Here is a 24,626-nt window from a genome sequence, read left to right as displayed (position 1 = left end):
CTGCTCGCCCGCCGCGGTCGCGACGCGCCCCTCCACGCTGCACGATCATGCATGCTCCTGCGTGCCGGTACGGGCGGACACCCCCGTCCATGCGGCCAGCACCGCGAGCGTGCCGGCGGGCACAAGCAGCGCCCAGAACCCGATATGGCGAAAACCCAGCGCGCCGCATACCGCGCCGAGCGCGAACGCGACGATCGCCGGCAGCATCTTCGCGAAGCGCGCGCGTGCCGTCGCGCGCACGCTGTCGGCCGTGCCGGCGGACAGCAGGTCGACGACATCGAGGATCGCCTGCGTGACGTTGCCGGTCATCACCGTGTTCGGCACGCCGGCGCGCGCGATCACGCGCGGATGCGCGTTCTGCACGCCCATCGCGAACGTGCCGACGAAACCCGCCACCAGCACCGGCAGGCTGTCGGATTGCGTCACGGGCGTCGCCCACACGCCGGCCGCGCAGAAGCCGAGCAGCAGTACCGCCTGCACCGTATGCAGCGCTCGCGCGCCCTGCCATGCGGGTCGCGCGGAGAGCGCGCGCGCAATCAGGCTGCTCGTGACGACGCCGCACACGAACGCGGGAAACACGCTGAGCTTCAGCAGGACGCCCTGCCCGAACCCCGCGACGCCCGCGCCGATCAGCACGAAGTTGCCCGTCACGTGCGCGGTGAACAGTCCGAACAGCGCGACGAAGCTCAGCGTATCGACGAAGCCGGCCACCGCGGAAAGGATCGTGTCTTCGTGCTTCATCGCGCCGCGCTCGCGTGGATCTCGGCGACGTAGCCGCCGGGGAACTGCACGAGCGCCGCATCGCGCCCGTCCGCCGTATACGACGGCACGAGCACGTTCACGCCCGCGGCCTGCGCCTGCTTCAGCGTCGCGGCCAGATCCGGCACTTCGTAGCCGGTCATCTCGCGGCCGTACGGGTAAGGAAGTTGGCCGTCCGTCACGAGCACGGTCATCTTGCCGAAGCCCGACGTGATGCGAATGCGGCGATAGGTGTCGTTCGGCCGGCCGATCTCGATGCCGGGCGCCTTGAGGTTGTCGGACACCACCTTGCCGTTCGAGAACTTGACGAAATCATGGACGAACTTGCGCACGCTCTGCGGCGACACATACACGCGGTTCTCGGGGATCGTCTGCAGCGCCGCGTAGTTCGGCGCCTGCGTGTGCCAGTACAGCTGCATCTTCACGCCGCCCGTCCACGCGATCACCGCATCGCGGCCGATCGGATCGGGGAACGTGTCGACGATCACTTCCGCGCCATGCTCGCGCGCCACCTTCATCGCCGCGTCCATGTCGGCGACGAGATAACCCGTGCGCTCCGCGCCGAACGGCCAGGGCACGGGCGTCTTGAAGCCGAACACGGAGATCGTGCCCGCCGGCGTGAAAACGAGTTGCGACATCGTCTGGCTCGGGGTCGGCGTGACCTGGAACACGCCCTGCTTCGACTTGCTGCCGCCGAACGTCGCGACGAAGCTGTCGGTGAAGCGATCGAAATCCTCGGGGGCGACGTATACGTGTGTCGTGTCGTATTGCGGCCCGACGGCAAGCGCCGGCGTGGCCGCCGGCGGCACGGGCGGCTTCGCGTACGACGCCGGCGCCGCGACGAGGCCGGCGGCGATCGCAAGCGCGAGCAAGGCGGAACGAATCGTTTTCATCACAGGATTTCCTTGTTGTTTCATCGTCATCGAGTGGTACGGCCGTCGCCGGCCGTGTGCTTCGCATCGGCGAGCGGCATCGCGAGCACGAGTGCGGCGATCAGCCCGAGATGCTCGAAAAAGCTGTTGAGCGCCATGAAATGATCGGCGCCCGTGCGATTCCAGAAATCGTTCGCCACCAGCATCGCGACGAGCGTCAGCATGCCGAGGCTGCCGGCGCCGAGCCACGTGAAGCGGTTCAACACCACGCACAGCGAGCCGGCGATCTCGACCGCGATCGCGAGCGCCGCCCAGAGCGCGGCCGGATGCAGGCCGAAATGCGCCTGCTCGGCGACCGCGCCGTCGAAATCCAGCGCCTTCGCGACGCCGCCGATCAGGTAGGCGGACACCAGCGCGAGGCGCACGAGCGGCAGGACCCACGGCTGCGCCAGCAGCGCGCGGACCCACGCCGGGTTGCCGAAGCCGCCGGATTTGATCGGGGCCGCCATGTCAGACCGCCCAGCACGAACAACCGAACGCGCCCCAGAAGCCCTTCGCGTCCGACGTCGGCAATGCACTGCCCCACGCGCTCGCATGGGCATGCGCGTGCACGCTGCACGCGCTCGCGCAGCCGCACATCGCGGCGGCCGCCGCACGCTGCAACGGTGCGCCGTTGCGCTGCGTCGCGCCCCAGCCGCCGTAGCCGCCGTACTCACGCACGGGCGACCAGTCCGGCATCGCGGGCGGAATCGGCGCGTCGTGCGACGCGAACGGCCCCGCGCCCCATACGATCTTGCCGCCGACCACCGTCAGCAACGCTGTCGTGTCGACGATATCATCCTCCGCACATGTGAAGAAATCGCGATCCGGGACCATCAGGTCGGCAAGCTGCCCGACCGCGATGCGCCCTTTCTTCCCCTCTTCGTTCGAGAACCAGGTCACGTATTCGGTCCACATCCGCAGCGCGGTCTCGCGATCGAGCAGGTTACGCTGCGGATACATGCGCAGCCCGCCGACCGTCTTGCCCGTCACGAGCCACGCGAGCGACACCCACGGGTTGTACGACGCAACGCGCGTCGCGTCGGTGCCGGCCGACACCTTGATGCCCTTCGAGAGCATCTTCGCGACGGGCGGCGTCGCCTCGGCCGCCTGCGCGCCATAACGCTCGACGAAGTATTCGCCCTGGTACGCCATCCGGTGCTGCACCGCGATGCCGCCGCCCAGCGCCGCGATACGGTCCATCGATTTTTCGGTAATGGTTTCCGCGTGATCGAAGAACCAGTTCAGGCCTTCGAGTGGGATGTCCTTGTTGACCTTCTCGAACACGTCGAGCGCGCGGTCGATCGTTTCGTCGTAGGTCGCATGCATGCGCCACGGCCAGCGGTTCTGCGCGAGCACGCGCACGACGCCTTCGAGATCGTCCTCCATCTGCGCCGGCAGGTCCGGCCGCGCGACGCGGAAATCCTCGAAGTCGGCCGCCGAGAACACCAGCATCTCGCCCGCGCCGTTGTTGCGGAAATAGTCGGTGCCGTCGTGATACTTGACGCTCTTGGTCCAGTTCACGAAGTCTTCCTTCTCGGCGTTCGGCTTCTGCGTGAACAGGTTGTACGCGATCCGGATCGTCATCTCGCCCGCGTCGTGCAGCTTGCGGATCACTTCGTAATCGTCGGGATAATTCTGCGAACCGCCGCCCGCATCGATCACGCCCGTCACGCCGAGACGGTTCAGTTCGCGCATGAAGTGGCGCGTCGAGTTGTACTGGTATTCGAACGGCAGCTTCGGCCCCTTCGCGAGCGTCGCGTAGAGGATCGTCGCGTTCGGGTTCGCGAGCAGCAGCCCGGTCGGGTTGCCCGCGGCGTCGCGCAGGATCGTGCCGCCCGGCGGCTCGGGCGTGTCCTTCGTGTAGCCGACCACGCGCAGCGCGGCCGCGTTCAGCAGCGCACGGTCGTACAGGTGCAGGATAAACACCGGCGTATCGGGCGCGGCGGCGTTGAGCTCCTCGATCGTCGGCAGGCGCTTCTCGGCGAACTGGTGCTCGGTGAAGCCGCCGACCACGCGCACCCATTGCGGCGCGGGCGTGATCGCGACCTGCCGCCTGAGCATGTCCATCGCGACCGCGAGCGACGGCACACCGTCCCAGCGCAGTTCCATGTTGTAGTTCAGGCCACCGCGAATCACGTGCGTATGGTTGTCGATCAGGCCCGGCAGCACGGTGCGGCCGTCGAGATCGACGACCTTCGTCGCACGGCCCGCGAGCGGCATCACGTCCGCGTTACCGCCGACCGCGACGAAGCGACCGTCCTTGATCGCGACGGCGGTGGCGACGGGGTTCGCACGATCGAGCGTCGTGATGCGCCCGTTGTGCAGGATGAGATCGGGTTGAGTGTCGGTTGCGCTCATCAATTGGGTCCTCGATGCAATCAGAAGCCGAGCCAGTGACGGACCGGCGCGATGCCCGCTGCGCCGATCAGCATGCCGGCGAGCCCGACCAGTGCAATCAGCGGCGGTGCGGGCGAGCGCACCTTGATCACGCTGTATACGACGCCGATCAACACGCCGGCGCCCAGTGAAACGACATACGATTCCATATGCTCCCTCCCGACTGGATTAGAATGACCCGCATTGCCGCGCGCCATCGGCGCGATCCGCTGCCGCCGAATCCGCTTCGCTTCCCTGCCACGCCTTCCAGCCATGCAACATCTTCCCGATCTCGAAGCCTGGGCCATCTTCGCGCGCGTCGCGGAAACCGGTTCGTTCGCCAAGGCCGCCGACCTGCTCGGCATATCGCAACCGACGGTGTCGAAAGCGATCGCGCGTCTCGAAAAACGCCTGGGCTCGATGCTGCTGTACCGCACGTCGCGCAAGCTGTCGCTCACACCGACCGGCGAACTGCTGCGCGATCGCGCGATCCGGCTGCTCGCCGACGCCGAGCTGATCGAAGGCGAGGCGTCCGCGCACGCGCTCGAACCGCACGGCCTGCTGCGCGTGAACGCGCCGATGTCCTACGGCCTGTGCAATCTCGCGCCGCTGTTGCCCGCGTTTCTCGAGCGCTACCCGCGCGTCGACGTCGACCTCGTGCTCACCGACAACTTCGTCGACATCGTGTCCGGCGGCTTCGACGTCGCCATCCGGATCGCCGAACTGAACGATTCGTCGCTGCGCGCGCGCCGCCTCTGCGCCGTGCGCCGGCCGCTCGTCGCATCGCCCGCGTATCTCGACCGGCGCGGCCGGCCGACCCATCCGAGCGAACTCGACCAGCACGTGTGCCTGACCTACACGAACATACCGACACCCGAATACTGGCGCTTTCGCCACACGGCGTCGGGCGACGAATTCGGCGTGCCCGTGCGCGGGCGCATTCGCGCCAACAACGCCGACGTCCTCTGCCCCGCGCTGATCGCCGGCCACGGCCTCGCGCTGCAGCCGGCGTTCCTGGTGTGGGATGCGCTGCAAAGCGGCGAGCTCGAGGAAGTGATGCACGACTGGAAAATCCCCGACATCAACGTCAACCTCGTCACGCCGCCCGGCATGCTGCGTGCGGCGCGTGTGACGGCCCTGCTCGACTTTCTCGTCGAGAATCTGACACACGCGCCGTGGGCACTGCCGCCCGTTTGAACGCGCGGCGGCACGCGGCCCGTTACTTCGCCGGCACCGGCGCGAGCGACTCGTGCGGCGTCGCGGTGCGCTGTTCGGCCTTGTGGACCATCGTGTACGCATAGTCGACGCCCATCCCGTACGCGCCCGAGTGCTCCTTCGCGATCGCCATCACGGCGTCGTAGGTGTCGCGGCGTGCCCAGTCGCGCTGCCACTCGAGCGCGACCTGCTGCCACGTGACGGGCACCACGCCAGCCTGGATCATCCGTTGCATCGCGAAGTCGTGCGCGTCCTTCGACGTGCCGCCCGATGCATCGGCCACCATGTAGATCTCGTAGTCGCCTTCGAGCATCGCGCAGAGCGCGAACGTCGTATTGCAGACTTCGGTCCACAGGCCCGACACGATCACCTTCTTGCGGCCGTTCGCGGCCAGCGCGTCGCGCACCTTCTGGTCGTCCCACGAGTTCATCGACGTGCGTTCAAGCGTCTTCTGGTTCGGAAACACGTCGAGCAGTTCGGGATAGGTGTAACCGGAGAAGCTCTCCGATTCCACCGTCGTGATCGTGGTCGGAATGTTGAATGCCTTCGCTGCCTTCGCGAGCCCGACGACGTTGTTCTTCAGCGTCTGGCGATCGATCGACTGCACGCCGAATGCCATCTGCGGCTGCTGGTCGATGAAGATCAACTGGCTGTTCTGGGGAGTGAGGACTTCAAGCTTGGGGTTGCTCATGGCGCGAATCATCCTTTGGACAGGAAACGTTTAAGGCTTGCCTCGATCGGAAAGTACGAGGAGCCGACTGTGCGTTGCCCCGGATTTGCGTCTTCCGGTTGCAGCCATTTAATCGGAAAAGTCGCAGCTCGAACATCCAAGAAACGGAATCGATCGAATTCCGAAAGAGGGGTCTCCCAAGGGCAATCCGCCCTTTTTTTCCACACGTAAACCCGATACGCTTCCAGCACATTGAAGGCGCGCCCTTCGCGCCCGACCAGCCTATCACGAGAGGTTTTCATCATGAAACCGTATTTTCTGTCGCTGCTCGCCGGCATTCTCGCCGGTGTCATCTACGGCGCGCTCGGCGTGAATTCGCCGGCGCCGCCCATCATCGCGCTCACCGGCCTGCTCGGCATGCTGGCCGGCGAACAGATCCTGCCCGTCGCGCGCCGGATGCTTTCCGGACACCGGCTGAATACCGCATGGCGCGACGCGCAATGCAGCCAGCACATGTTCGGCGCGCTGCCGGGTGGCGCCGCGAACGACCGCAAGCCGTCGTGATGCACGCCGTCGCCGCAGGCCGCGCATGACCAACGTCGAGCTGTTCCACTACCTGCTGCTGTTGATCTGCGGCGCGGGCGCGCTCACGTGGCTCGCCGAACGAATCTCGATTCCGCCGGCCGTCGTGCTGCTGCTGGGCGGCTGCGCGGTGGCGATCGCCGGCAAGCGCGTGCCCGACATGGACCCGGCGCTGCTGCTCGCGGCCGTACTGCCGCCGCTGCTGATGTCGAGCGGGTTCTACACCGCATGGAAGGAATTCAGGCAGGAGCTCGCATCGATCGCGTCGCTCGCGCTCGGTGCGGTGGCGTTCACGACCGTCGCGGTCGCCGTGGCCGTGCGTGCCGCGAACCCGGCGCTGCCGTGGGCCGCGTGCTTCACGCTCGGCGCGATCGTGTCGCCGCCCGACGCGGTGGCCGCGAAGGCGATCCTGCAGCGCTACCCGCTGCCCGCGCGGCTCGTCGCGGTGCTCGAAGGCGAAAGCCTCGTCAACGATGCGTCGGGCCTGCTGCTGTACCAGATGGCCGTGTCGGCCGCGCTCGCCGTGTCGATCACGGCCGCGAGCGCCACCGGCCTGTTCTTCTCGCTGACGCTGATCGGCATCGCGGTCGGCCTCGCGTGCGGCCATGCGATGTGCTGGGTGCTGCCGCGCCTGCGCGACCCGATGCTCGGCATCGTCGTGACTTTCGCGATGGCGTGGGGCAGCTACGGGATCGCGGAAGCCGTCGACGGCTCGGGCGTGCTGTCGGTGGTGACCTGCGGCCTCGTGCTCGGCGTGCGCCAGCATCGCGTGTTCGACGCCGACCTGCGGATCAAGGCGAAGGCGACGTGGGAAGCGATCGTGTTCGTGCTCGATGCGCTCGTGTTCATCCTGATCGGTCTCGCGCTGCACGCGATCCTCGTGCGCGTGAACCACGAAGGCGCGGTGCTGATGGCCGGCCTGCGCGTCGCGCTGCCCGCCACCGCCGCCGCGATCGGTGCGCGCGTCGTGTGGGTATTCGTCGCGATGTGGCTGCCGGACCGCCTGCGCGCACCGCGCGCGGGCCACGCGCGGTGGTCGTGGCGCGAGGCCGTCGTGCTCGGCTGGTCGGGCATGCGCGGCGTCGTGAGCCTCGCGGCCGCGATCGCGCTGCCGAGCAACTTTCCCGGCCGCGACCTGATCCTGTTCAGCACGTTCCTGCTGATCATCGCGACGCTCGTCGTGCAGGGCGGCACGCTCGCGCCGCTGATCCGCGTGCTGAAGCTGCGGCCCGTCGCGCGGCACACGATGTCCGAGCACGCGGTGCGCGCGCATACGTTCGGCGCGGCGCTCGCCGAACTCGACGCGCTGGAGCAGCGCGGGTCGAACCTCGAGCGCCCTTCGCTCGACCGCCTGCTCGCCGAATACCGCAACCGCGTCATGTTCAACGAACGCGCGCATCGGCATGGTGCCGAGCCGGCCGACATGCGAGCACGGATGCTGCGCGTCGAGCTCGAACTCGTCGGCGTGTCGCGCCAGGCGCTGCTCGACCTGCATCGCGACGGCAAGGTCGACGACACGGTGCTGCACCGGATCGAATCGGAGCTCGATTTCGAGGAACTGCGGCTGCAGCGGCTGCTCGAACCGTAACGTCCGGCCAAGCCGCCGGCCCTCCCCCTTTCCCCCATGGAACTGCAATGAGCGAACTGTCCGTCGAAGCGAGCATCGGCTCGGTCGATTACCTGGTCCACTTCAGCGATGGCGTCCACCAGTGGCGTGCCGACGAACCGGCGCCGCTCGGCGGCGGCGATGCGGCGCCGACGCCCGTCGCGCTGCTGCTGTCGAGCCTCGGCGCCTGCACCGCGATCACGCTGAAGATGTATGCGCAGCGCAAGGGCTGGCCGCTCGCCGAAGTACACGTGAAGCTCGCGCACGAATCGGGCAGCGCGGGCAGCACGATCGTGCGCCGCATCACGCTCGAAGGCGACCTGTCCGGCGAACAGCGCGAGCGCCTGCTGCAGATCGCGAACGCGTGCCCGGTACACAAGATCCTCACGCATCCGATCACGATCGACACGGCGATCGCCTGACCGCCCACCGCACCGAACACGAGTTCCCCATCATGACCGCATCGATCAAGACCCTGCTCACGCCGCGCGAAAACGACATCGGCAACCTCGTCGTGCGCCGCGTGCTGCCCGCGCGCGCCGCGCGCCTCGTCGGCCCGTTCATCTTCTTCGACGAGATGGGCCCGGCCGTGCTGCCGGCCGGCCGCGGCATCGACGTGCTGCCGCATCCGCACATCGGGCTCGCGACCGTCACCTACCTGTTCGACGGCTCGCTGATGCATCACGACAGCCTCGGCTTCCGGCAGAAGATCGTGCCGGGCGACGTGAACTGGATGACGGCCGGCCGCGGCATCGTGCATTCGGAGCGCTCGCCCGACGAGGACCGCCCGCGCGAGCAGCCGGTCCACGGGATCCAGACCTGGGTCGCGCTGCCGGTCGAGCACGAGGACACCGCGCCCGCATTTGTCCATCATCCGGCCGACACGCTGCCGTCGTTCGCGCGCGACGGCGCGAGCGTGCGCGTGATCGCGGGCACCGCGTTCGGGCTTACGTCGCCGGTCGCCGTGTTCTCGCCGACGCTCTATGCATATGCGGAATTCGCGGCGGGCGGCCAGCTCGCGCTCGATGCGGAGCACGACGAGCGCGGCGTGTATCTCGTCGACGGCGACCTCACCATCGACGGCACGCCGCTCGCCCCCGCGACGATGGCCGTGCTCGAACCGGGCGCGACCGTTGCGCTCGCCAGCGCGAACGGCGCGCGCGTGATGCTGCTCGGCGGCGCACACCTGCCGGGCGAGCGTTTCATCGAATGGAATTTCGTATCGAGCGAGCGCGCGAAGATCGAAGCGGCGCGCGCAGCGTGGGCCGCGCAGACCTTCGGCAAGGTGCCGGGCGAGGAAGACGAATGGACGCGCCAGCCGGAACGCAGGGCGCGACCGGCAGAATAGGCAGGTTCGCCCGCAAGCAGGCGACGGCCGGCACGCATGCCGGCCGTCGTTCGTTTACCGCTTCAATCCCATCAGTTTCGCGAGCGTCGGCCAGCGCTCGAGCGACTCGATGAACGCGCGGCGCGCCTGCTCGTCGACATAGCGCTCCGGGTCGAGCGCGGGCAGATGCCGCGCGAGGCCGAGCACGTCGTTCGGCTGCGACAGGCGATCGTCGTCGCCGTCGCCGGGAAGGATTACTGTTCGTCGATCCATACGCCATCCGGAGTTTTCACCGCGTAGCCCGCGGCTGTCTGCATCGTTACCGTACCCTCGTTCTCGCCGACCATCCGCGTGCGCGGCAGGTCCGCCGCATATTGCGCGAGCGTCGCGCCCGGCTTGAACGGGCTGTTCGACACGAGATTCGACAGCAGCTGCGCGAGCGCGAGGAAGCTGGTCGGCTGCTCGATCACGGTCGTCGCGCCGTGGTTGCCGGCAAAGCCGACGAGCCGCACGCCTACCGGCCCGTGCACGATGCGCGGCGTCGGGATCTCGCGCAGGCCCGCAACCTGGTTCTTGTCGCCGCGCAATGCGGCGCCGTGCTCGGGCACGAACACGATCACCGCGCGGCGGCCCGATTGCGCGATCAGGTCGGCGAGACGGTCGAAGTCGCTCATCAGCTTCGTCGCGCGCTGCGGATACGAATCGATGCTCGTCAGCGAACTGCCGACCACGCGGTTGCCGTCGTGCAGGCTGATCGTGTTGTAGTACAGCGCGACAGGCCCCTGCACCGCCCCGCGCTGCGCATACCAGTTCGCGAGCGTGCCGTAGTCGTCCTTGATCGCCGAGCCGTCGAACGCGTGCATCGCGACGGGCGCGGCCGCGTTCGAGACCATCGGCGCGTCGGCCGCGCCGATGTTGTCGTGGATCACCTGCAGGAAGTTGTCGAAGTGGCCGTCGTGGTTCAGCAGCGACTGCACCGTGTAACCGGCGCTCGCGAGTTGCGCGAACAGCTGGCACTGTTGCGGCGCGGGCTTGTACAGGTCCGCGTGCGCCTCCTGCCCGCAGCTCGCGCGCAGCACGCGGATCGCCGCCGGGCCGCTGTAGCTCGCGGCGGTGCTGAAGTTCGAGAACAGGTAGTCGAAATGGCTCAGCATCGGGTGATTGCGCACCTTCGCCGCATCGAGATCGTCCCACGACAGCGAGCAGACGTGCAGCACGATCACGTCGAACTGCGCGGCCGGATCGTTGCCGAGATGGCCGAACGCGACCTGCCGCTGCGACTCCTGTGCACGGAACGTCGCGAGCGCGGCGTTGCGGTCCTCGGGCTGGTCGGCGCGCCCCATCGTCGTCGTGCCCTGCGCGTTCGCCTGCTGCGTGGCCGGTGCGGCCACGCGCGCCATCAGGCCGCTGCCCGCTTGCCACAGCGGCATCACGATCAGCACGGCCAGCACGAACGTCGCGACGCGCAGCCAGCGGTTGACGATGAAATAGACGATCAGCGCGCCGGCCACCGTCAGCACGAGCGCGGGCGGCAGCAGGCGCGGCAGCAGTTCCATCCAGTAGTCGACGCGGAACGTGCTCATTTCGCGCGCGGCCTCGACGAGGCGTGCGAGCGGCGGCGCATGCATCTCGCGCGCGAGCAGCGGCACCGCGATCGCGATCGCCGTGAGCTGCCGGACGATGCGCCATGCACGCCGCCGCACCGGCGCGCTCGCCGCGAGCGCCACCGCGAACGCGAGGTTCGCGAGCCACAGCGGCTGCAGGTGCCCGGTCGCGAACAGCGCGAACTTCAGGATGAAATACAGATTCCAGAACGCCATCTAACCCACTCCATGATGAGCGCGCGTCAGTCGCGCGCCCGATCGAGCTTCGGCGCCAGCATGGCCTGCAGGCCGCGCGCCGCACCCTTCCACATCCGCACATAACCGTCCACGCCGATGCGCAGCACTCCCTTCAGCCCGCCGAGCGGCGTGTCGACGCGCGTGCCTTCGTGCCAGTCGAGCCACGCATCCGCGCGGCCGAACGTGCATTGCACGAGCTGGCGCTCCTGTTCGAGCGTCAGCGCTTCGAAACTCACGCCGACGTGGGTCGGCGTCACGCGGCTCACGCGCACCGGGAACGGGAACGGCCGGTCGCCGCGCGTCACGCACACCGTCAGCGTGTCGCCGACGGCGAGCGGCAGCCCCGGCACCGCTTCGAGGCCGAGGCCGCCGGTCGAGTAGTCGCTCGTGAAACATGCGGCCGTCGTTCCGTCGGCGAGCAGCAGCGTGGCCGGCACGCGCATCGCGATCCGGTGCGTGACGCGCACCTGCTTCGTCTCGCGCGCGACGGCCAGCGCCGCGCCGAGCATCGCGAGGTTGTACACGGTCCAGCCGAGCGTGATCAGGATCGTCGACGCCTCGTCGCCCTGGTCGGCCGCGAGCCGCCACAGGCCGGCGACGATCGCGAGCACGTTCAGCGCGAACAGCACGAGATACGGCTTCGACGTCGACCAGTCGACATAGCCTTCGTCGATCTTGCCGCCCTTGTCGGTCACGTTGAACTTGCCGTGCTTCGGGCTGAAGAACGCGACGGTGGTCGGCAGCGCGATGTACCACGCGAGCACCGATTCGTAGACCTCGGCCCAGAACGAATGGCGGTAGCGCCCCTGCATCCGCGAGTTCGCGACGTTCGCGAGCACGAGATACGGGATCACGTAGCTCGCGAGCGCGAGCGACGACGCGTTGATGAAGTACAGGTGGAAGAACAGGTATGCGACCGGGATCGTCAGGAACACCAGCCGCGGAATCCCGTAGAAGAAATGCAGCATCGCGTTGCCGTAGCAGATCCGCTGGATGAGGCCGAGCCCGCGCCCGAGGAACGGATTGTCGATGCGGAAGATCTGCGCCATCCCGCGCGCCCAGCGCGTGCGCTGCTTCACATGGCCCGCGAGGCTTTCGGTCGCGAGGCCGGCCGCCTGCACGGTCGGCAGGTACGCCGACGTATAGCCGCGCCGGTGCAGCTTGAGCGCCGTATGCGCATCCTCGGTCACGGTTTCCACCGCGACGCCGCCGACCTCTTCCAGCGCGCTGCGCTTGAGCACCGCGCACGATCCGCAGAAGAACGTCGCGTTCCACAGGTCGTTGCCTGACTGCACGAGGCCGTAGAACAGGTTGCCCTCGTTCGGGATCTCGCGGAACGTGCCGAGGTTGCGCTCGAACGGATCGGGCGAGAAGAAATGGTGCGGCGTCTGCACGAGCGCGCACTTCGGGTCGCGCAGGAACACACCCATCGTCGTCTGCAGGAACGAGCGCGTCGGCACGTGATCGCAGTCGAAGATCGCGATGTATTCGCCGTGCGTCTTCGGCAGCGCGCGGTTGATGTTGCCGGCCTTCGCGTGGCGGTTGTCGTCGCGCGTCAGGTAGTCGATGCCGGCCTCGGCCGCGAACGCGGCGAACTCGGGGCGCCGGCCGTCGTCGAGCAGGTAGACGCGCAGCTTCGCGGTCGGCCAGTCGATGCTCTGCGCGGCGAATACCGTCGGCTTCACGACCGACAGCGGCTCGTTGTAGGTCGGGATGTAGATGTCGACGGTCGGCCAGGTGTCGGGGTCGTCGGGCAGCGGCACGATCGGCCGGTCGAGCGGCCAGGCGGTCTGCACGAAACCGAGCAGCAGGATCATCCACGTATAGGCTTCGGCGCCGTACAGCAGGTAGCCGGCGACCGCTTCGACCGGGCTGCGGAAGTCGAGCGTCTGCGTCGTGCGCCACCACACGTAGCGCACTGCCGCGAGCAGTGCGAGCGACGCGAGCGCGAGCGTCGGCAGGTGGCCCGGCAGGCGGCGCAGCGCGAGCGCCAGCACTGCGACGATCGCGAAGAACGCGAACTGCGCGCCGGGCATCAGCGGCGACATCCCGGCCGCGGCCCACAGCAGCGCGCCGGCCACGAGCAGCAGCGGCGCGAGCCAGCGGTGGCGGCCGACGCCGTTCGCGCGCGCATCGAGCCAGCCGCCCCAGCGCGCCCACGGCAGGCGTTCGAGCATCGCGTCGATGCGACGGCCGACCGCGCGCCCGGCCACATACACCGGCACGACGAACGTGTCGAACCATGCGAGCGGATCGCGTGCGGGCCGGCCGTCCGCCGCGCGCGGCGCGCGCACGATCGCGCGCCACAGCCATTCGCGCGGACTGAGCGGCTGCAGCACGCCCCACTCGTGCGCGAGCCGCAGGAACGCGGCGCGCGCCCGGCGGCGCACGGGATCGGGCCGGCCCGGCGGCGGCGCGTGGAAGAACAGCCGCACGACCCAGTCGAGCAGCGTGCGCTCCGCCGGCAGCCCGATGCCGCGCGCGAACCAGTCGGTCGCGCGGCGGCCGAACGCGCGCAGCCGCGGCACGAAGGCGGCCTTCATCGCGCCGCTCCGGTGCGGCCGGCGACTGCCGCCGCCAGCCACGCATCGACCCAGTTGGCGATGCCGTTCAGGTCGTGCGACGCCTGCGAATACGGCGCGTCGTCGAAGATCCAGCTGCCGCGCGCAAGCGCTTCGGGCACGGCCGCGTCGACGTGGATCCGCTGTTCGAGCATCGATGCCGGCCCCGCGACCGCGCGCAGCATCGCGATCGCATCGCGCTGCATGTCGCGTGCCGGATTCAGCCGGTTCACGACGATCTGCAGTTCGCCACCGCCGGCACGCAGCGCCCCGAGCCGCGCGGCCGCCGTCGCGCAGGCGGTCGGTTCGGGCGGCACGACGACGAGCGTCAGGTCCGCGCGGCGAATCGCCTGCTCGGCCTGCGGCGACGGATAGCGCGCGGTGTCCACCAGCACGACGCCGTCGGCCGGCAGCGCGATCTCGTCGAGCGCGCGCGACAGCCATGCCGGGTCGGCCGCAAGCCGCGCATCGCACGCGGCCGCGCCGGCCGCGTCGACCTGCCCGTACGGCACGAACAGCACACCGTCGGCATTGCGCCACGTATGCGCGTGCCACGGCTCGGCGCCGCCGAGCACGCTCTGCGCGAGGCCGTGCCCGGCCAGCGAGTCGAGGCCGAGCGTCGCGCCCATCAGGTTCTGCGCATCGAACTCGACGGCCACGACCTGCCGGCCGCGGCGCGCGAGCAGCACCGCGAGCGCGGCCGCGAGCGTCGTGCGGCCCGCGCCGCCCGTCGTCGATGTAATGGCGATCGTCTTCATCGCGTCGCCTCGCCGCCATGCTCGCCGCCGCGCTCGCCACCGCGCTCGTCCCCGCGCTCGGCGCCGGGCAGCAGCCGCCCGCGCAGCGCGACCGGCACCAGTTCGCACGGCACCGCGTCGCGCCGGTCGATCCCGCGCGGCGCCTGAAAGCCGCGGCCGATGCCGAGGTGCTGTGCGACGATCCAGACGGGCACCGCGACCACGATGCCGACGATGAATCCGATGACGAGTTCGGCGATCATGCGCCCTCCGGCTTGCGCAGCGGCATCGCGCTGCGGATGGCACTGCGCGTTCGCGCGGCGGGAATCACGGGTTGCGGCGGCGCCGCGTCGACGCCCGCGGGCGCCGGCGTCGCACCGATCGCCTCGAGCGCGACGATCGTATCGATCGCGTCGATCGCATCGCTTACTTCGCTCGCTTCGTCCGACGCCGCGCCGGAATCGGCGCGCGCCGCAGGCGCACGCGCGGCGCCCGGCGGCTGCTTGACCGCGAACAGGTCGCTGTAGTCGGCGATCGGCGCGCGCCGGTTCTCCGCTTTCAGCGCATCGAGCTCCGTGTCGATGCTGCCCCGCCCGAGGCACACGACGCGATCGGACAACGTGTCGACCGGCACGTCGAAGATGCGCGCGAGCGCGTCGTCGGCATCGACCGGCTCGCACGCGAACAGGAACACGTACAGGTGCCCGGGATCGGCCGTCACGACGTCGCCCGCGCGGCGCGGCTGGCAGTGCCGCAGCGCGTCGACGTGCGACACGCCCGGCAGCAGTGCGATCTTCGCGAGCGTGTGCGGCAGCGCGAGCACGGCGCCGCGATCGAGCACCGCGCGAATCCGCAGGCAGAACGCGCCGACCGGCAGATAGCCGAGCACCGAATCGCCGAGCGCGGCCGCGAGCGCCGCACGATAGTCCGCCGCGACGGGCCGCGCATAGAGCTGGCCGCGCAGCGCGTGCACGGCGGCCTGCATCCGCGACACCGGCAGGTCGCGCGCGACGACGCGGTTCGCGCCGACGCTCAGCAGGAGCATCTCGAACTGCTGGCGCAGCACCTCGCCTCCGCGCTCGACGACCGCGATCTTCAGCGCGCCGCCGCACTGCCGGCGCAGCGCGTGCACGTCCGCGCACAACGCTTCGAGCTGCGCATGCGAGCGGAACGCGAGCACCGCGGTCGCGGCCTGGGCATGCGCGCAGGCAGCGACGACGGCCGCGTTGTCGTCGACGATTTCCCAGTCGCCGGGCGCGCGGTTCACGCCGTCGAGCACCGCGCGGCTGACGACGACGCGATCCTCGTCGATCGCGAGCTTCATCCGGCGCGCCGGCTCGGTCGCGCCGCCATCGATGCTTGCCGACAGCCGGCCGCCCGGCGCAAAGCGCAGCGGCCGCACCTCGCCGGCCGCGAGCGTGTCGCCCGCGCGCCAGAAATCGACGATCCACAGCAGTTCACCGTGCGTGCGCTGCATCTGTGCGACACCCGAGAAGACGCCGTGGAAACCGCTGCGCGGCGCGCGATCCGCACCGCGCACGAGCGGCGGATCGTCGGTGCGCGCATCGGTGCCCGCACGAGCCGCTTCGGGATCGAGCAGCAGCACGAGCGCGATGCGGTGCGTGCGGCACCAGTCGGCGAGTGCGCGCGCTTCGTCGGCGAGCACGACCGGATCGTCCCAGCTGAACCAGCGCTGCGCGCCTTCGACGAAATACAGCGAACGCGCACGAAAACCGTAGCGCTTCATCGCGCGCAAGCCGCCGGTCAGCCGCGCGAACGGGCCCGGCGCCGCGCGGCGCGGTGCGGCGCCGGCGCCTTCTCCATCGGCCGGCTCGGCCGCCGCCGGCATCGCCAGCACGCTCAGGTTGCGCGGCCAGCCGGCCGGCTGCGCACCGCCCGCAAAGCCGCGCGCCTCCATTTGCTCGACGACGCGCGCCGCGTCGCGTGCGAGCACGACCGTGACGTCGCGCGTGCGCGCCTGCCGCGCGCTCTCCCACACGAGCGCATCGCACGCCGGCGTGCCGCCGGCCGCGTAGATCGCGTACAGGCCGCCCGCTTCCAGTTGCGTCCATGCGTCGGGCAGGCCGTCGATCGCGAGCCGGCTCAGCGTACCGACGCGGCCGCCGGCCGGCCCCGTGCGCAGCAGCGCACGCAGGCGGCCCAGCAGGCCGGCGGCGCCGAGCGCGGGACGGGTGGCATCGATTTCCGTATTCACGACGTTCCCCTAGTAATCCGAATAAAGCCGCACCGGCGTCGGCGTGACGAGCCAGCTGGGCTGCGCGCGCGCATCGAACGCATAGCGCAGGTACACGAGCGCCGAACTCGGCGCGTAGTCGTGCGACCGGTCGACATGCAGTTGCGCGCCGACGCTCAGGTGCGGGTTCACGCGGTACTCGACGATGCCGTTCACGCCGTACGAGAACGACACGCCGCGTGTCGAGCTGCCCGCGTACACGAACCCGGCCGCCACCTGCGCGGCCCGCTGGTCCGAAAACGTCGGGTAAAACAGCGAATCCTTCTCGTAGCTGTTCGAGATTCCGCCCGTGACGGTCAGGTCCCACGACAGCGCGTCGCGCCGCCCCGCCCATTCGATCGGCACGCCGAGCGACAGGTAGCGCTGCGGGCTGTAGTAACCGCCCTGCCCGTACGTGTAGTAGCGCAGGTTCTGCGCGTAGTGCCACGCATTGCCGACGAGCCCGGTGCTGACCTTCATCGTCGCGCGCTCGTACACGGGCACCGTGAACCCGGTGCGCAGCGTGACTTCCGCGTTGCGTTCGACGTTGCGGCCGGACAGCACGCCCGCGCCGAGTTCCGCGAACAGGTTCGTGCGGCCGACGTCGACCGACGCACGCAGGTTCACGCCGTCGCGGCGCACGCCGCCCCAGACCGCGCCCGTCCACGGGTCGCGCATCCCCGCGTACGACAGCACGCTGCTCGTTTCCGGCCGCCGCGACGCATTCACGCTGAAGCTCGCCGGGCCGGCGTCGAAACGGTAACGCACGCCGCCGACGAGGTAATGCACGGGGAAACCGAGCGGCGACGTGCCGAGATCGAAGCGCCATGCATCGGTGCGGTAGCCGGCGCCGAGCGCGACGCCCGTCGTCGACTGGTGCAGCGAGCCCGGCGGATTCGCGATCAGCGCGGCGGCCGGCTGATTCGACTGGAACGGGGGCGGCAGCCCGTTCGATGCCCTGAGCGCCGCGTAGGTCCCGAAGGTCTTCAGCGAATACGCGTTCGGGTCGCTCGTATCGAGCGTGCCCGGATCCAGATGCACGGTGTCGATCTGCGCGAACACATGCCCGTCGTAGCGGATCGGCATCTGCAGGTAGATCGGCACCTGCTGCGCGCGATACGACGAGATGCCTTCGTCGCCCGACTTGTACGCCGGCATCCAGCCGGTCTCGATCTCGGGGTTGCGCCGCTGTTCGAGATCCGCGAACGCGGCCTGCGCGGGCGTCAGCCCGTCGCGGCCCGGGCTCACGCCCGCCGTGCGTTCCTGCGACCGCGACAGCCGGTACAGCGACGCCGCGTCGTCATAGCGGCCCTGTGCCTCGGCCACGCGCCCGGCCGCGACCGTCACGTCCGCACGCGCCGGATACGCGGCCTGCAGCCGGCCGGTCACCTGCGCGGCTTCGTCCGGACGGCGCAGCGCGTTCAGGCGGCGCACTGCCGACAGTTGCGTGTCGACGTCGTCGTCCGGCGTGCGTGCGAGCACGGCCTGCACCCGCGCGAGCGCGGCCGCACGGTTGCCGCTGTCCTCGTCGATCCGCGCGAGCGCAAGCTGCGTATCGGCATCGTCCGGCGTGCGTGCGACGGCCGGCGCAAGCGCGTCGCGCGCCGCGCCGTAATGGCCCTGCGCACGTTCGAGATCGGCCAGTTCGAGCGCATGGCGCTTGTCCGCGCGGCCGGCCGGGCTCGCGCGATCGAGCAGCGCACGCGCCTGCGCGTAGTCCTGCCGCGCGATCGCATCGTCCGTCTGCCGCAGCACGAGCCGCAGCGACTGGTCCTCGAGCCTCGCCGTCTGCGCGGGCGTCAGCGACAGTTCGCGGCGCAGCGCATCGAGCCACGCGGCGAGTGCGTCGTCGCGCCCCGCGCTGCCGAGCAGGTCGCCGTAGCGCAGCCGCACGTCCGCATCGGCTTCGCGCGGGTGCGCGGCGATCCAGTCGCGCAACGGCGCGAGGCCGCGCTCGGGTTCGCCCGCGTCGATCCACTGCGCGCCGATCGCGGCGAGCATGTCGGGATCGTCCGGCGCGCTCGCCTGCGCATGCGCGAGCGATGCCGCGAATGCCGCACGATCGCCGCGCCCGAGCGCGCCGCGCGCGTCGGCCAGCGTGCTTTCGGCGTCGAGCTTGCGCGCGAGCGCGCGCATCCCGTCCGAGCGGTGCGCGTCGTCGACGGGCGCGAGCGCGGCCTGCGCGCCCGCGACGTCGTCGAGCGAATTGCGGTACAGCGCCGTTGCATAGCGCATCTCGGGCGTATCGCTTTGCGCGAGCCCTTCGTCCATCACCGTGCGGCCGAGCTGCGGCAGCCCCATGTCGCGATACAGGCGCGCGAGCGCGAAGCGCGTCCACGGCGCGTCGGGCGCCGCACGCACGGCCGCCTCGTAGCGTTGCGCGGCGGGCCCGCGTTCGCCCTTGTCCGCGAGCGCGCGCGCCTGGTTCGCGAGCAGGTCGGCGCGCATGCCGTCGAGCGCGCGGCGATCGTCGCGGCCCGTCACGCGCCCTTGCAGCGCGTCGAGCAGCGGGCCGATCCGGTCCGCGCGGCCGGTGTTTTCATACAGCGTCGCCGTGCCGCGCACGGCCGACGGGTTCGGCGAACGCACGGCCAGCAATTCGCGCAGCAACGGCTCCGCGCGCGCCCAGTCGCGCTGCGCGAGCAGCGCATCGGCAAGCTGCAGCTTCGCGTCCGGGCTGTCCGGCTGCATCGCGAGCGCGGCACGCGCCGCGCGCTCGGCATCCTGCGGCCGGCCCGCGGCGGCAGCCGCGCGGCCTTGCGCGAGCAGGCCCCAGAACTGCGCGGTGCGCGCCAGGCTCTGCCATTTGCCGCGCTGGTCGGTCGCGAGCGTCGCGGCCCGCGCGAACAGCGCGCGAGCGTCGTCGTGCCGCCCTTCGCGCAGGCGCAGCAGGCCGAGCCCGCCGACCGCATCGGCGTCGTCCGCGCGCGCACGTGCGGCGCGGGCGAGCAGCGGATCGGCGGCCGCAAGGTCGCCGCGCGCGAGCGCCTGCAGGCCGCGCTGCTGCGCGATGTAGCCGGGATCGCGTTCGAGCCGGCGCTGCGCATCGCGCCGGCTGTCCAGTTCGGCAGCGCGGCCGCGGAATTCGGTGTCGTCCGGCACGAGCGCGAGATACGCATGCAGCGCATCGAGATACGCGGGATCGCTGCCGGCCGATTGCAGCACGCGCCGCCACAGCGCCATCGCCTCCGTATGGTCGGCGTCGTCCCGCTTCGCGAGCGACCATGCGATCCGGTTCGCCTCCGCGCGCGTGTCGGCACGCTGGTTCAGCAGCCGCGCGAGCGCCATCGACGCGCTCGTGTCCTGCGGATCGGCCGCGGCCGCGCGGCGCAGCGCGGCGATCGCCGGCTCGCGACCGCCCGGCGCATTCGACACGATCTGGTAATACTCGGCGCCGAGCGCACCCGACGGCGCGCCGTTCGGAAACAGCGCGACGATCCGCCGGGCCGCCTCGTCGGCGCGGCCGCTGCGCGCGAGCAGGCGAATCTGCGCCATCTCGCCGCGCCCGCTCGTCGCGACGCGGTATTCGTCGGCCACCCGCCGCGTCGCGGGCGCATTCGGCGACTGCGCCTGCAGGCGCGCAAGCGCGGCCTGCGCGCCCTTCGCGTCGCCGAGCCGCAGCAGCACACGGACCTGTTCGGCAAGCAGTCCGGGATCGCCCGGCGCGATCAGCAGCCCCTTGCGCAGCGCATCGTGCGCGAGGTCGTCGCGATGCTTGACGCCCCACATCCGCGCGGTATCGAGCTGACGCTGTGCATCCGCGGAAGCGGCGGCCGCCGGCATGGCGGTTTTCGGCATCGCCGCGTCGGCTGCGGTGCCCGGCGCCGCCGCGCACACCGACGACGCGAGCCATGCGAACCCCGCGACATGCGGCGCGGCGCACTTCAGCGGGCGGCGCACGAATGGCCTCCCCAGCGGGCGTCGAGCGTGCCGTCCGCGCCGAACCTGTAGCGTCCGTCGCGCCAGCCGAGGCCGAACAGCGTCAGCACGCTCGTGTAATAACCGGGCGCCGACTGGCGCGCGAGCGACTCGACGCGGGCCGCCTGCGCATCCGCGAGCGCGCGCTGGCCGCGCGCGTCGAGAAACGGCACGGCCGCCGCGGAGAACCCGGCGTTGCCGTCGTTCGGCCCCGCGACGCCCGTCGTCGTATCGACCTTCTCCGGCGGCGCGCCATGCGCGGCGATATGGTCGGCGAACGGCGCGAAACGCGCGAGCAGCGGCGCGGCGAGCGGATCGGCGCGGTCGAGCATGCCGGCCCACAGGTACACGCGGATCGCGTTGTACGCGCTCTGCGCATGCGTCTGCGGATCGGACCCGAAGCCCGTGCCCGCGCGATACAGCGCCCAGTCGGGCGAAAAACCCTTCGGCGCCGTGTCGAGCAGCACGCGCCCGGTGCTGGACGCCAGCGCGGCCCAGCGCCGGTCGTCGGGCAGGCGCGCGCCGAGCGCGCGGATCACCTGCGGCGGCGAATAGCTCGGGTTCACGCGCCACTGGCCATTGGGCAGCCTGAAGCCGGTCGGCCCCGGCAGCAGCGTGACGCCGAGGCCCGGCACGGTCGCGGTTTCCTCGTCGAGCACGCGCTTCGCGAGCAGCGCGCCGCGCGCCGTGTAGCTGCGCTCGTGCCACAGCCGCCCGGCCTCGACGAGCGCGTACGCGATCCACAGGTCGGCGTCCGACGCCGCGTTCGCGTCGAGCACGCGCCACGCGCCGTCGGGCGCACGACCCCACAGCCACGCCGGCAAGTGCGCGCTCAGGTCGCCCTGCGCGAGGTTGTTCTCGGTCCATGCGAGGATCGTGTCGAACATGCGCCGGTCGTTCGCGACCAACGCGAAGAAAAGCCCATACGCCTGCCCCTCCGACACCGTGCGTAAATCGGCCGAACCGACATCGATCACGCGGCCGTCGGCCGAGATGAAATCGCGCTTGAACGCGTCCCAGCGCGGCCACGCCGCGCTGCATCCGGCGGCGGCCGCATCGGTCGCGCTGGCGCCCGCGGCCTGCGCGCGAGCGGCCATGCCGGTTGCCGCGCACGCCATCGCAACCGCCAGCGCGAGTGCCGCGCCGACGCGCCGCGCCGGCCGCGTTGCCCGTCGCTTCGCCATAACCCGCGCCATCCGTTACATCCCCCGTCGACGCGCGGCGATTCTCTGCAGCACGCTGAACACGCCGAGCGCGAGCAGCAGCCCCGCGACGACGCCGACCGCGCCGAGCACGACCGGATGCCGCGCCGCCTGCGTCCAGACGCGCGCATACCACGGCACGAAGCCGACCACGTAAGGCTCGCCGACGCGCAGGCTGTCGACCTGCCCCGGCCGCACCAGCGCGAGGTCGCCCTGCAACTGCGACACGAGGCCCGAGTTCTCGAACACGTTCAGCAGATCGCCGAGGCGCGGCTGGTCGGTCGCCGTCAGCGCGACGACGCTGCGGCCATGGCTGCCCGGCAGTTCGAAACCGGCGAGCGCCGCGAGCGGGCCCGTCTGCTCGATATGCGCGCCGCCGTCGGGAAGGCCGACGCCGTTGCGCCAGCGCTCCTTGACCGTGAACGCGACGCGCGTCGCGCCGTCGCCGCCCGCACCGCCCTGCTCGCCGATCGCGAGCGGCAGCGCCGAGCGCCAGTGCGCGAGCAGCGGCGACGCGGGCGAGCCGTCGATCACGAGCAGATCCTTGCTGCCCGACAACGCGGCGACGTCGCCGGGCCGCGCGACCTGCACGCGCAGTGCCGGGAAACCCGTCCACTCGCCCATGTGGCCGAGCATCGTCAGGTAGGCCTCGAGCTCCTGCGGCGACGGCCGGTCTGGCATCACTACAGCCGTCTGCGACAGGTCGGCGAAGCGCGTGAACGGAAAACCGCTGTTCGCGAAATACGCGAGGTTCGGCAATTGCGCGTAATGGACGAAGTGCGAGAAGTCGATCGTCGAATCGGGATCGATCGCCGCGCGCTGCGGCTCGGTGGCCGTGCTCGAGCACAGGCCCGTCTTCTGCGAATCGAGCGTGAAGCGGAACTGCAGCTGGTTGCCGCTGCCGACGCGGAACGCCGGGATGTCGACGTCGCTCGTCACGCGCCCTTCCGGCACCGACAACAGCGGCAGCTGCATGCGGCCGCGCGCGTCCTCGGCATGGGCCGGCCCGAGCCGGTACGACTTCACGAGCTGGTCGTTGATCTCGACCGCGAGCGTCGAGTTGTCCTGCACGGTCGGCGCCGTGTAGCGGTAGCGCAGCGTGATCGGCACGCCCGAGCCGTTCCATGAATGGAGATCGGCCGGCACGCGCAGGTTCAGGCGAATCGCGTCGGGCGTCGTGCCGCGCGCTTCCAGCTCGCGCAGATCGGACACGAGTTCGCGGAACGCGATCGGCCGGTTCACCGGCAGCCAGCGCGGCGCGTCGTACGGCTTGCGCGGCGCGCCGAGATCGACGTGCGCGACCGTCGCCGCCGGCCCCGACAGCGCCGCGCGGCCGAGCACGAGCGTCGCGACTGCGTCGTCGACCTCGGCCGCCGTGCGGCCCGTGACGACGAGCAGCTTGCGCCCCGGCGCGGCCGGGTTGTCGGCGACCGCGAGCAGCGGACCGTTGACCGACGGCAGCACGAGGCCGGCCGGCAGCGTCGCGGCCGTGCCGACCACCACCGCCTGGTCGTCGGCCGGCAGCGTGGGCGACACCGGGAAGCGCGCATGCCGGTAGTCGGCCAGCGCGCCGAACCACGACGCGAGCACGCCCGCGCTGCGCAGCGTCGCCGAATCGGGCGACCCCGGCAGCACGAACGGCAGCCGCACGCGGCCGTTGTCGCGCCGGTCGAAGAACGGCGCGGGCAGCAGCGCGAGATCGTTCGGCAGGCGGACCGGCGATTCGTCGAGGATCAGTTCGCTCGTCGGGCTCACGTCGGCCCACAGCGCCGAATTCGACGGATCCTCGCAATGGTCGAGCGTGTAGTGCGCGATCAGGCGCAGGCCGATCTGGTTGAAATCCGAGAAGTAGCGCGGGTCGATCGGGATGTCCTGCGTGACCGTGCGGCCCGCGCGCGCGGCGTCGAACGGGACGGTCGCGACGACCTCGCCGTTCACCGACACCTTCAGGTGCGACATCGGGAACACGAGCGACGGCGAATACGCGTAGGTCAGGCGCAGCCGCGCGCCCGTGACCACGCGGTCGAGCCGCACGCCCGCGTGGATCGTGCGCGCGTCGTCGGCGCCGCGCAGGCGCAGCGGCTCGAACGCGCCGAGCGACGCGAACGGTACGCGCACGGTCGTCGCAGGCAGCCCGGCGGACGGCGCGCTGGCCGCCGCCGGCGCGGCCGCGAGCACGGGCGCCGCCGCATTACCGGCGCCGGACGCCGCAACGGCCGCCGGCATCGGAGCGGCCGACAACACGGCCGCGTGAAAAGCGCCGGCCATGGCGATCGACAGGACCAGCAGCGACGCGGCCGGCTTCATGCGCCGCTCCATTTCGTCAGGGTCATCCGGTCGTCCGTCGCATCGAACCCGACGCGCGCAAAGCAGCCATGCCCGTGAGTGAACATCCCCACTGCTTCCCTCATATCAATTAACTGGCCCGATTCATTTATCGAAACGAAGCGGCACATTCTTTAATCGGCTGTCGTCGTGTTTGCGCGCGCGCCTGGCACCGGCACGCGCTCATTCGTCACACTATCTCAAAAATAGGACAAAACTTACCCCGATTCGCGACAGTGAAGCGAAAAAAACCTCAATCCGGTCGGAAATGCTGCGCAAAAGGAGTGAATGGCAAAATTTTCGCCATTGCTGCCGGCGGGACCGAACGGCATACTGCCGACGCGGCCGGCCGGGCCGGCA

General features: G+C 70.5%; 21 protein-coding genes. 5 read left to right on the top strand and 16 right to left on the bottom strand.

What is annotated here, in order from left to right:
- Positions 1-45: 45 nt before the first annotated feature.
- The 5 genes from FPJ27_RS25985 to FPJ27_RS25965 are packed head-to-tail and all read right to left on the bottom strand — an operon-like array spanning position 46 to position 4,219.
- Positions 46-741 carry a YoaK family protein gene (locus FPJ27_RS25985; RefSeq protein WP_204426197.1) on the bottom strand — a complete coding sequence of 232 codons (696 nt, stop codon included), beginning with the start codon at positions 739-741 and terminating at the stop codon, positions 46-48.
- Entirely contained in the window at positions 738-1,652 is a 915-nt protein-coding gene (locus FPJ27_RS25980; protein ID WP_204426196.1) for a glyoxalase, read from the bottom strand. The genes FPJ27_RS25985 and FPJ27_RS25980 overlap by 4 nt, the downstream gene beginning before the upstream one ends.
- 26 nt (positions 1,653-1,678) lie before the next feature.
- Positions 1,679-2,140 (bottom strand): DoxX family protein, encoded by a 462-nt coding sequence (locus tag FPJ27_RS25975; protein WP_204426195.1) that lies wholly within the window; start codon positions 2,138-2,140, stop codon positions 1,679-1,681.
- A 1-nt stretch (position 2,141) separates the two neighbouring features.
- Entirely contained in the window at positions 2,142-4,031 is a 1,890-nt protein-coding gene (locus tag FPJ27_RS25970; protein WP_204426194.1) for an amidohydrolase, read from the bottom strand.
- Positions 4,032-4,051: 20 nt separating this feature from the next.
- Entirely contained in the window at positions 4,052-4,219 is a 168-nt protein-coding gene (locus FPJ27_RS25965; RefSeq protein ID WP_204426193.1) for a DUF1427 family protein, read from the bottom strand.
- 103 nt (positions 4,220-4,322) lie between these two features.
- On the opposite strand from FPJ27_RS25965, the gene FPJ27_RS25960 reads away from it, so the two are divergent.
- Entirely contained in the window at positions 4,323-5,246 is a 924-nt protein-coding gene (locus FPJ27_RS25960) for a LysR family transcriptional regulator (RefSeq protein ID WP_072435774.1), read from the top strand.
- 22 nt (positions 5,247-5,268) lie between these two features.
- Here FPJ27_RS25960 and FPJ27_RS25955 read toward each other — a convergent pair whose 3' ends face one another.
- On the bottom strand, positions 5,269-5,955 hold the full coding sequence (locus FPJ27_RS25955; RefSeq protein ID WP_072436401.1) for a hydrolase: 687 nt from the start codon (positions 5,953-5,955) through the stop codon (positions 5,269-5,271).
- Positions 5,956-5,963: 8 nt separating this feature from the next.
- Positions 5,964-6,239: a hypothetical protein gene (locus FPJ27_RS25950; protein WP_204426192.1), complete on the bottom strand. Its 276-nt coding sequence runs from the start codon at positions 6,237-6,239 to the stop codon at positions 5,964-5,966.
- Here FPJ27_RS25950 and FPJ27_RS25945 point away from each other — a divergent pair.
- From FPJ27_RS25945 to FPJ27_RS25930, 4 genes are read left to right on the top strand one after another with little or no spacing between them, the layout of a single operon-like run.
- Complete coding sequence (locus FPJ27_RS25945) at positions 6,238-6,498, top strand: XapX domain-containing protein (RefSeq protein WP_072435775.1); 261 nt, start codon at positions 6,238-6,240, stop codon at positions 6,496-6,498. The genes FPJ27_RS25950 and FPJ27_RS25945 overlap by 2 nt on opposite strands.
- Before the next feature lie 25 nt (positions 6,499-6,523).
- Positions 6,524-8,104 carry a sodium:proton antiporter gene (locus FPJ27_RS25940; RefSeq protein WP_072435776.1) on the top strand — a complete coding sequence of 527 codons (1,581 nt, stop codon included), beginning with the start codon at positions 6,524-6,526 and terminating at the stop codon, positions 8,102-8,104.
- A 47-nt stretch (positions 8,105-8,151) separates the two neighbouring features.
- Positions 8,152-8,544 carry an OsmC family protein gene (locus FPJ27_RS25935; RefSeq protein WP_034183342.1) on the top strand — a complete coding sequence of 131 codons (393 nt, stop codon included), beginning with the start codon at positions 8,152-8,154 and terminating at the stop codon, positions 8,542-8,544.
- Between the two features lie 32 nt (positions 8,545-8,576).
- The gene (locus FPJ27_RS25930) at positions 8,577-9,470 is read left to right on the top strand and encodes a pirin family protein (RefSeq protein ID WP_204426191.1); all 894 of its coding nucleotides are present in this window, start codon (positions 8,577-8,579) and stop codon (positions 9,468-9,470) included.
- A 54-nt stretch (positions 9,471-9,524) separates the two neighbouring features.
- Here the strand turns inward: FPJ27_RS25930 and FPJ27_RS25925 are convergent, their stop codons facing one another.
- The 9 genes from FPJ27_RS25925 to bcsB are packed head-to-tail and all read right to left on the bottom strand — an operon-like array spanning position 9,525 to position 24,248.
- Positions 9,525-9,722: a hypothetical protein gene (locus FPJ27_RS25925; RefSeq protein ID WP_152858840.1), complete on the bottom strand. Its 198-nt coding sequence runs from the start codon at positions 9,720-9,722 to the stop codon at positions 9,525-9,527.
- Positions 9,704-11,269, bottom strand: coding sequence for a cellulose biosynthesis protein BcsG (bcsG, locus tag FPJ27_RS25920; RefSeq protein ID WP_204426190.1), 1,566 nt, complete (start codon positions 11,267-11,269; stop codon positions 9,704-9,706). The genes FPJ27_RS25925 and bcsG overlap by 19 nt, the downstream gene beginning before the upstream one ends.
- 26 nt (positions 11,270-11,295) lie before the next feature.
- Positions 11,296-13,833: a UDP-forming cellulose synthase catalytic subunit gene (bcsA, locus tag FPJ27_RS25915; protein WP_204426189.1), complete on the bottom strand. Its 2,538-nt coding sequence runs from the start codon at positions 13,831-13,833 to the stop codon at positions 11,296-11,298.
- The gene (gene bcsQ / locus FPJ27_RS25910) at positions 13,830-14,609 is read right to left on the bottom strand and encodes a cellulose biosynthesis protein BcsQ (protein WP_204426188.1); all 780 of its coding nucleotides are present in this window, start codon (positions 14,607-14,609) and stop codon (positions 13,830-13,832) included. The genes bcsA and bcsQ overlap by 4 nt, the downstream gene beginning before the upstream one ends.
- On the bottom strand, positions 14,606-14,851 hold the full coding sequence (locus FPJ27_RS25905; RefSeq protein WP_204426187.1) for a hypothetical protein: 246 nt from the start codon (positions 14,849-14,851) through the stop codon (positions 14,606-14,608). Before FPJ27_RS25905 ends, bcsQ begins: the two co-directional genes overlap by 4 nt.
- Positions 14,848-16,803 carry a cellulose biosynthesis protein BcsE gene (bcsE, locus tag FPJ27_RS25900; protein WP_204426186.1) on the bottom strand — a complete coding sequence of 652 codons (1,956 nt, stop codon included), beginning with the start codon at positions 16,801-16,803 and terminating at the stop codon, positions 14,848-14,850. Before bcsE ends, FPJ27_RS25905 begins: the two co-directional genes overlap by 4 nt.
- 9 nt (positions 16,804-16,812) lie before the next feature.
- Complete coding sequence (locus FPJ27_RS25895) at positions 16,813-20,721, bottom strand: cellulose synthase subunit BcsC-related outer membrane protein (RefSeq protein ID WP_204426185.1); 3,909 nt, start codon at positions 20,719-20,721, stop codon at positions 16,813-16,815.
- A complete protein-coding gene (gene bcsZ / locus FPJ27_RS25890; protein ID WP_204426184.1) occupies positions 20,706-21,935 on the bottom strand; it encodes a cellulose synthase complex periplasmic endoglucanase BcsZ in 1,230 nt (409 codons plus the stop codon). The genes FPJ27_RS25895 and bcsZ overlap by 16 nt, the downstream gene beginning before the upstream one ends.
- A gap of 3 nt (positions 21,936-21,938) precedes the next feature.
- Positions 21,939-24,248 (bottom strand): cellulose biosynthesis cyclic di-GMP-binding regulatory protein BcsB, encoded by a 2,310-nt coding sequence (gene bcsB / locus FPJ27_RS25885; RefSeq protein ID WP_204426183.1) that lies wholly within the window; start codon positions 24,246-24,248, stop codon positions 21,939-21,941.
- Positions 24,249-24,626 lie beyond the last annotated feature (378 nt).

Source organism: Burkholderia sp. MS455, assembly GCF_016899445.1.
Classification (GTDB): Bacteria; Pseudomonadota; Gammaproteobacteria; order Burkholderiales; family Burkholderiaceae; genus Burkholderia; species Burkholderia pyrrocinia_C.
This window is presented reverse-complemented; position numbering and strand designations above follow the sequence as displayed.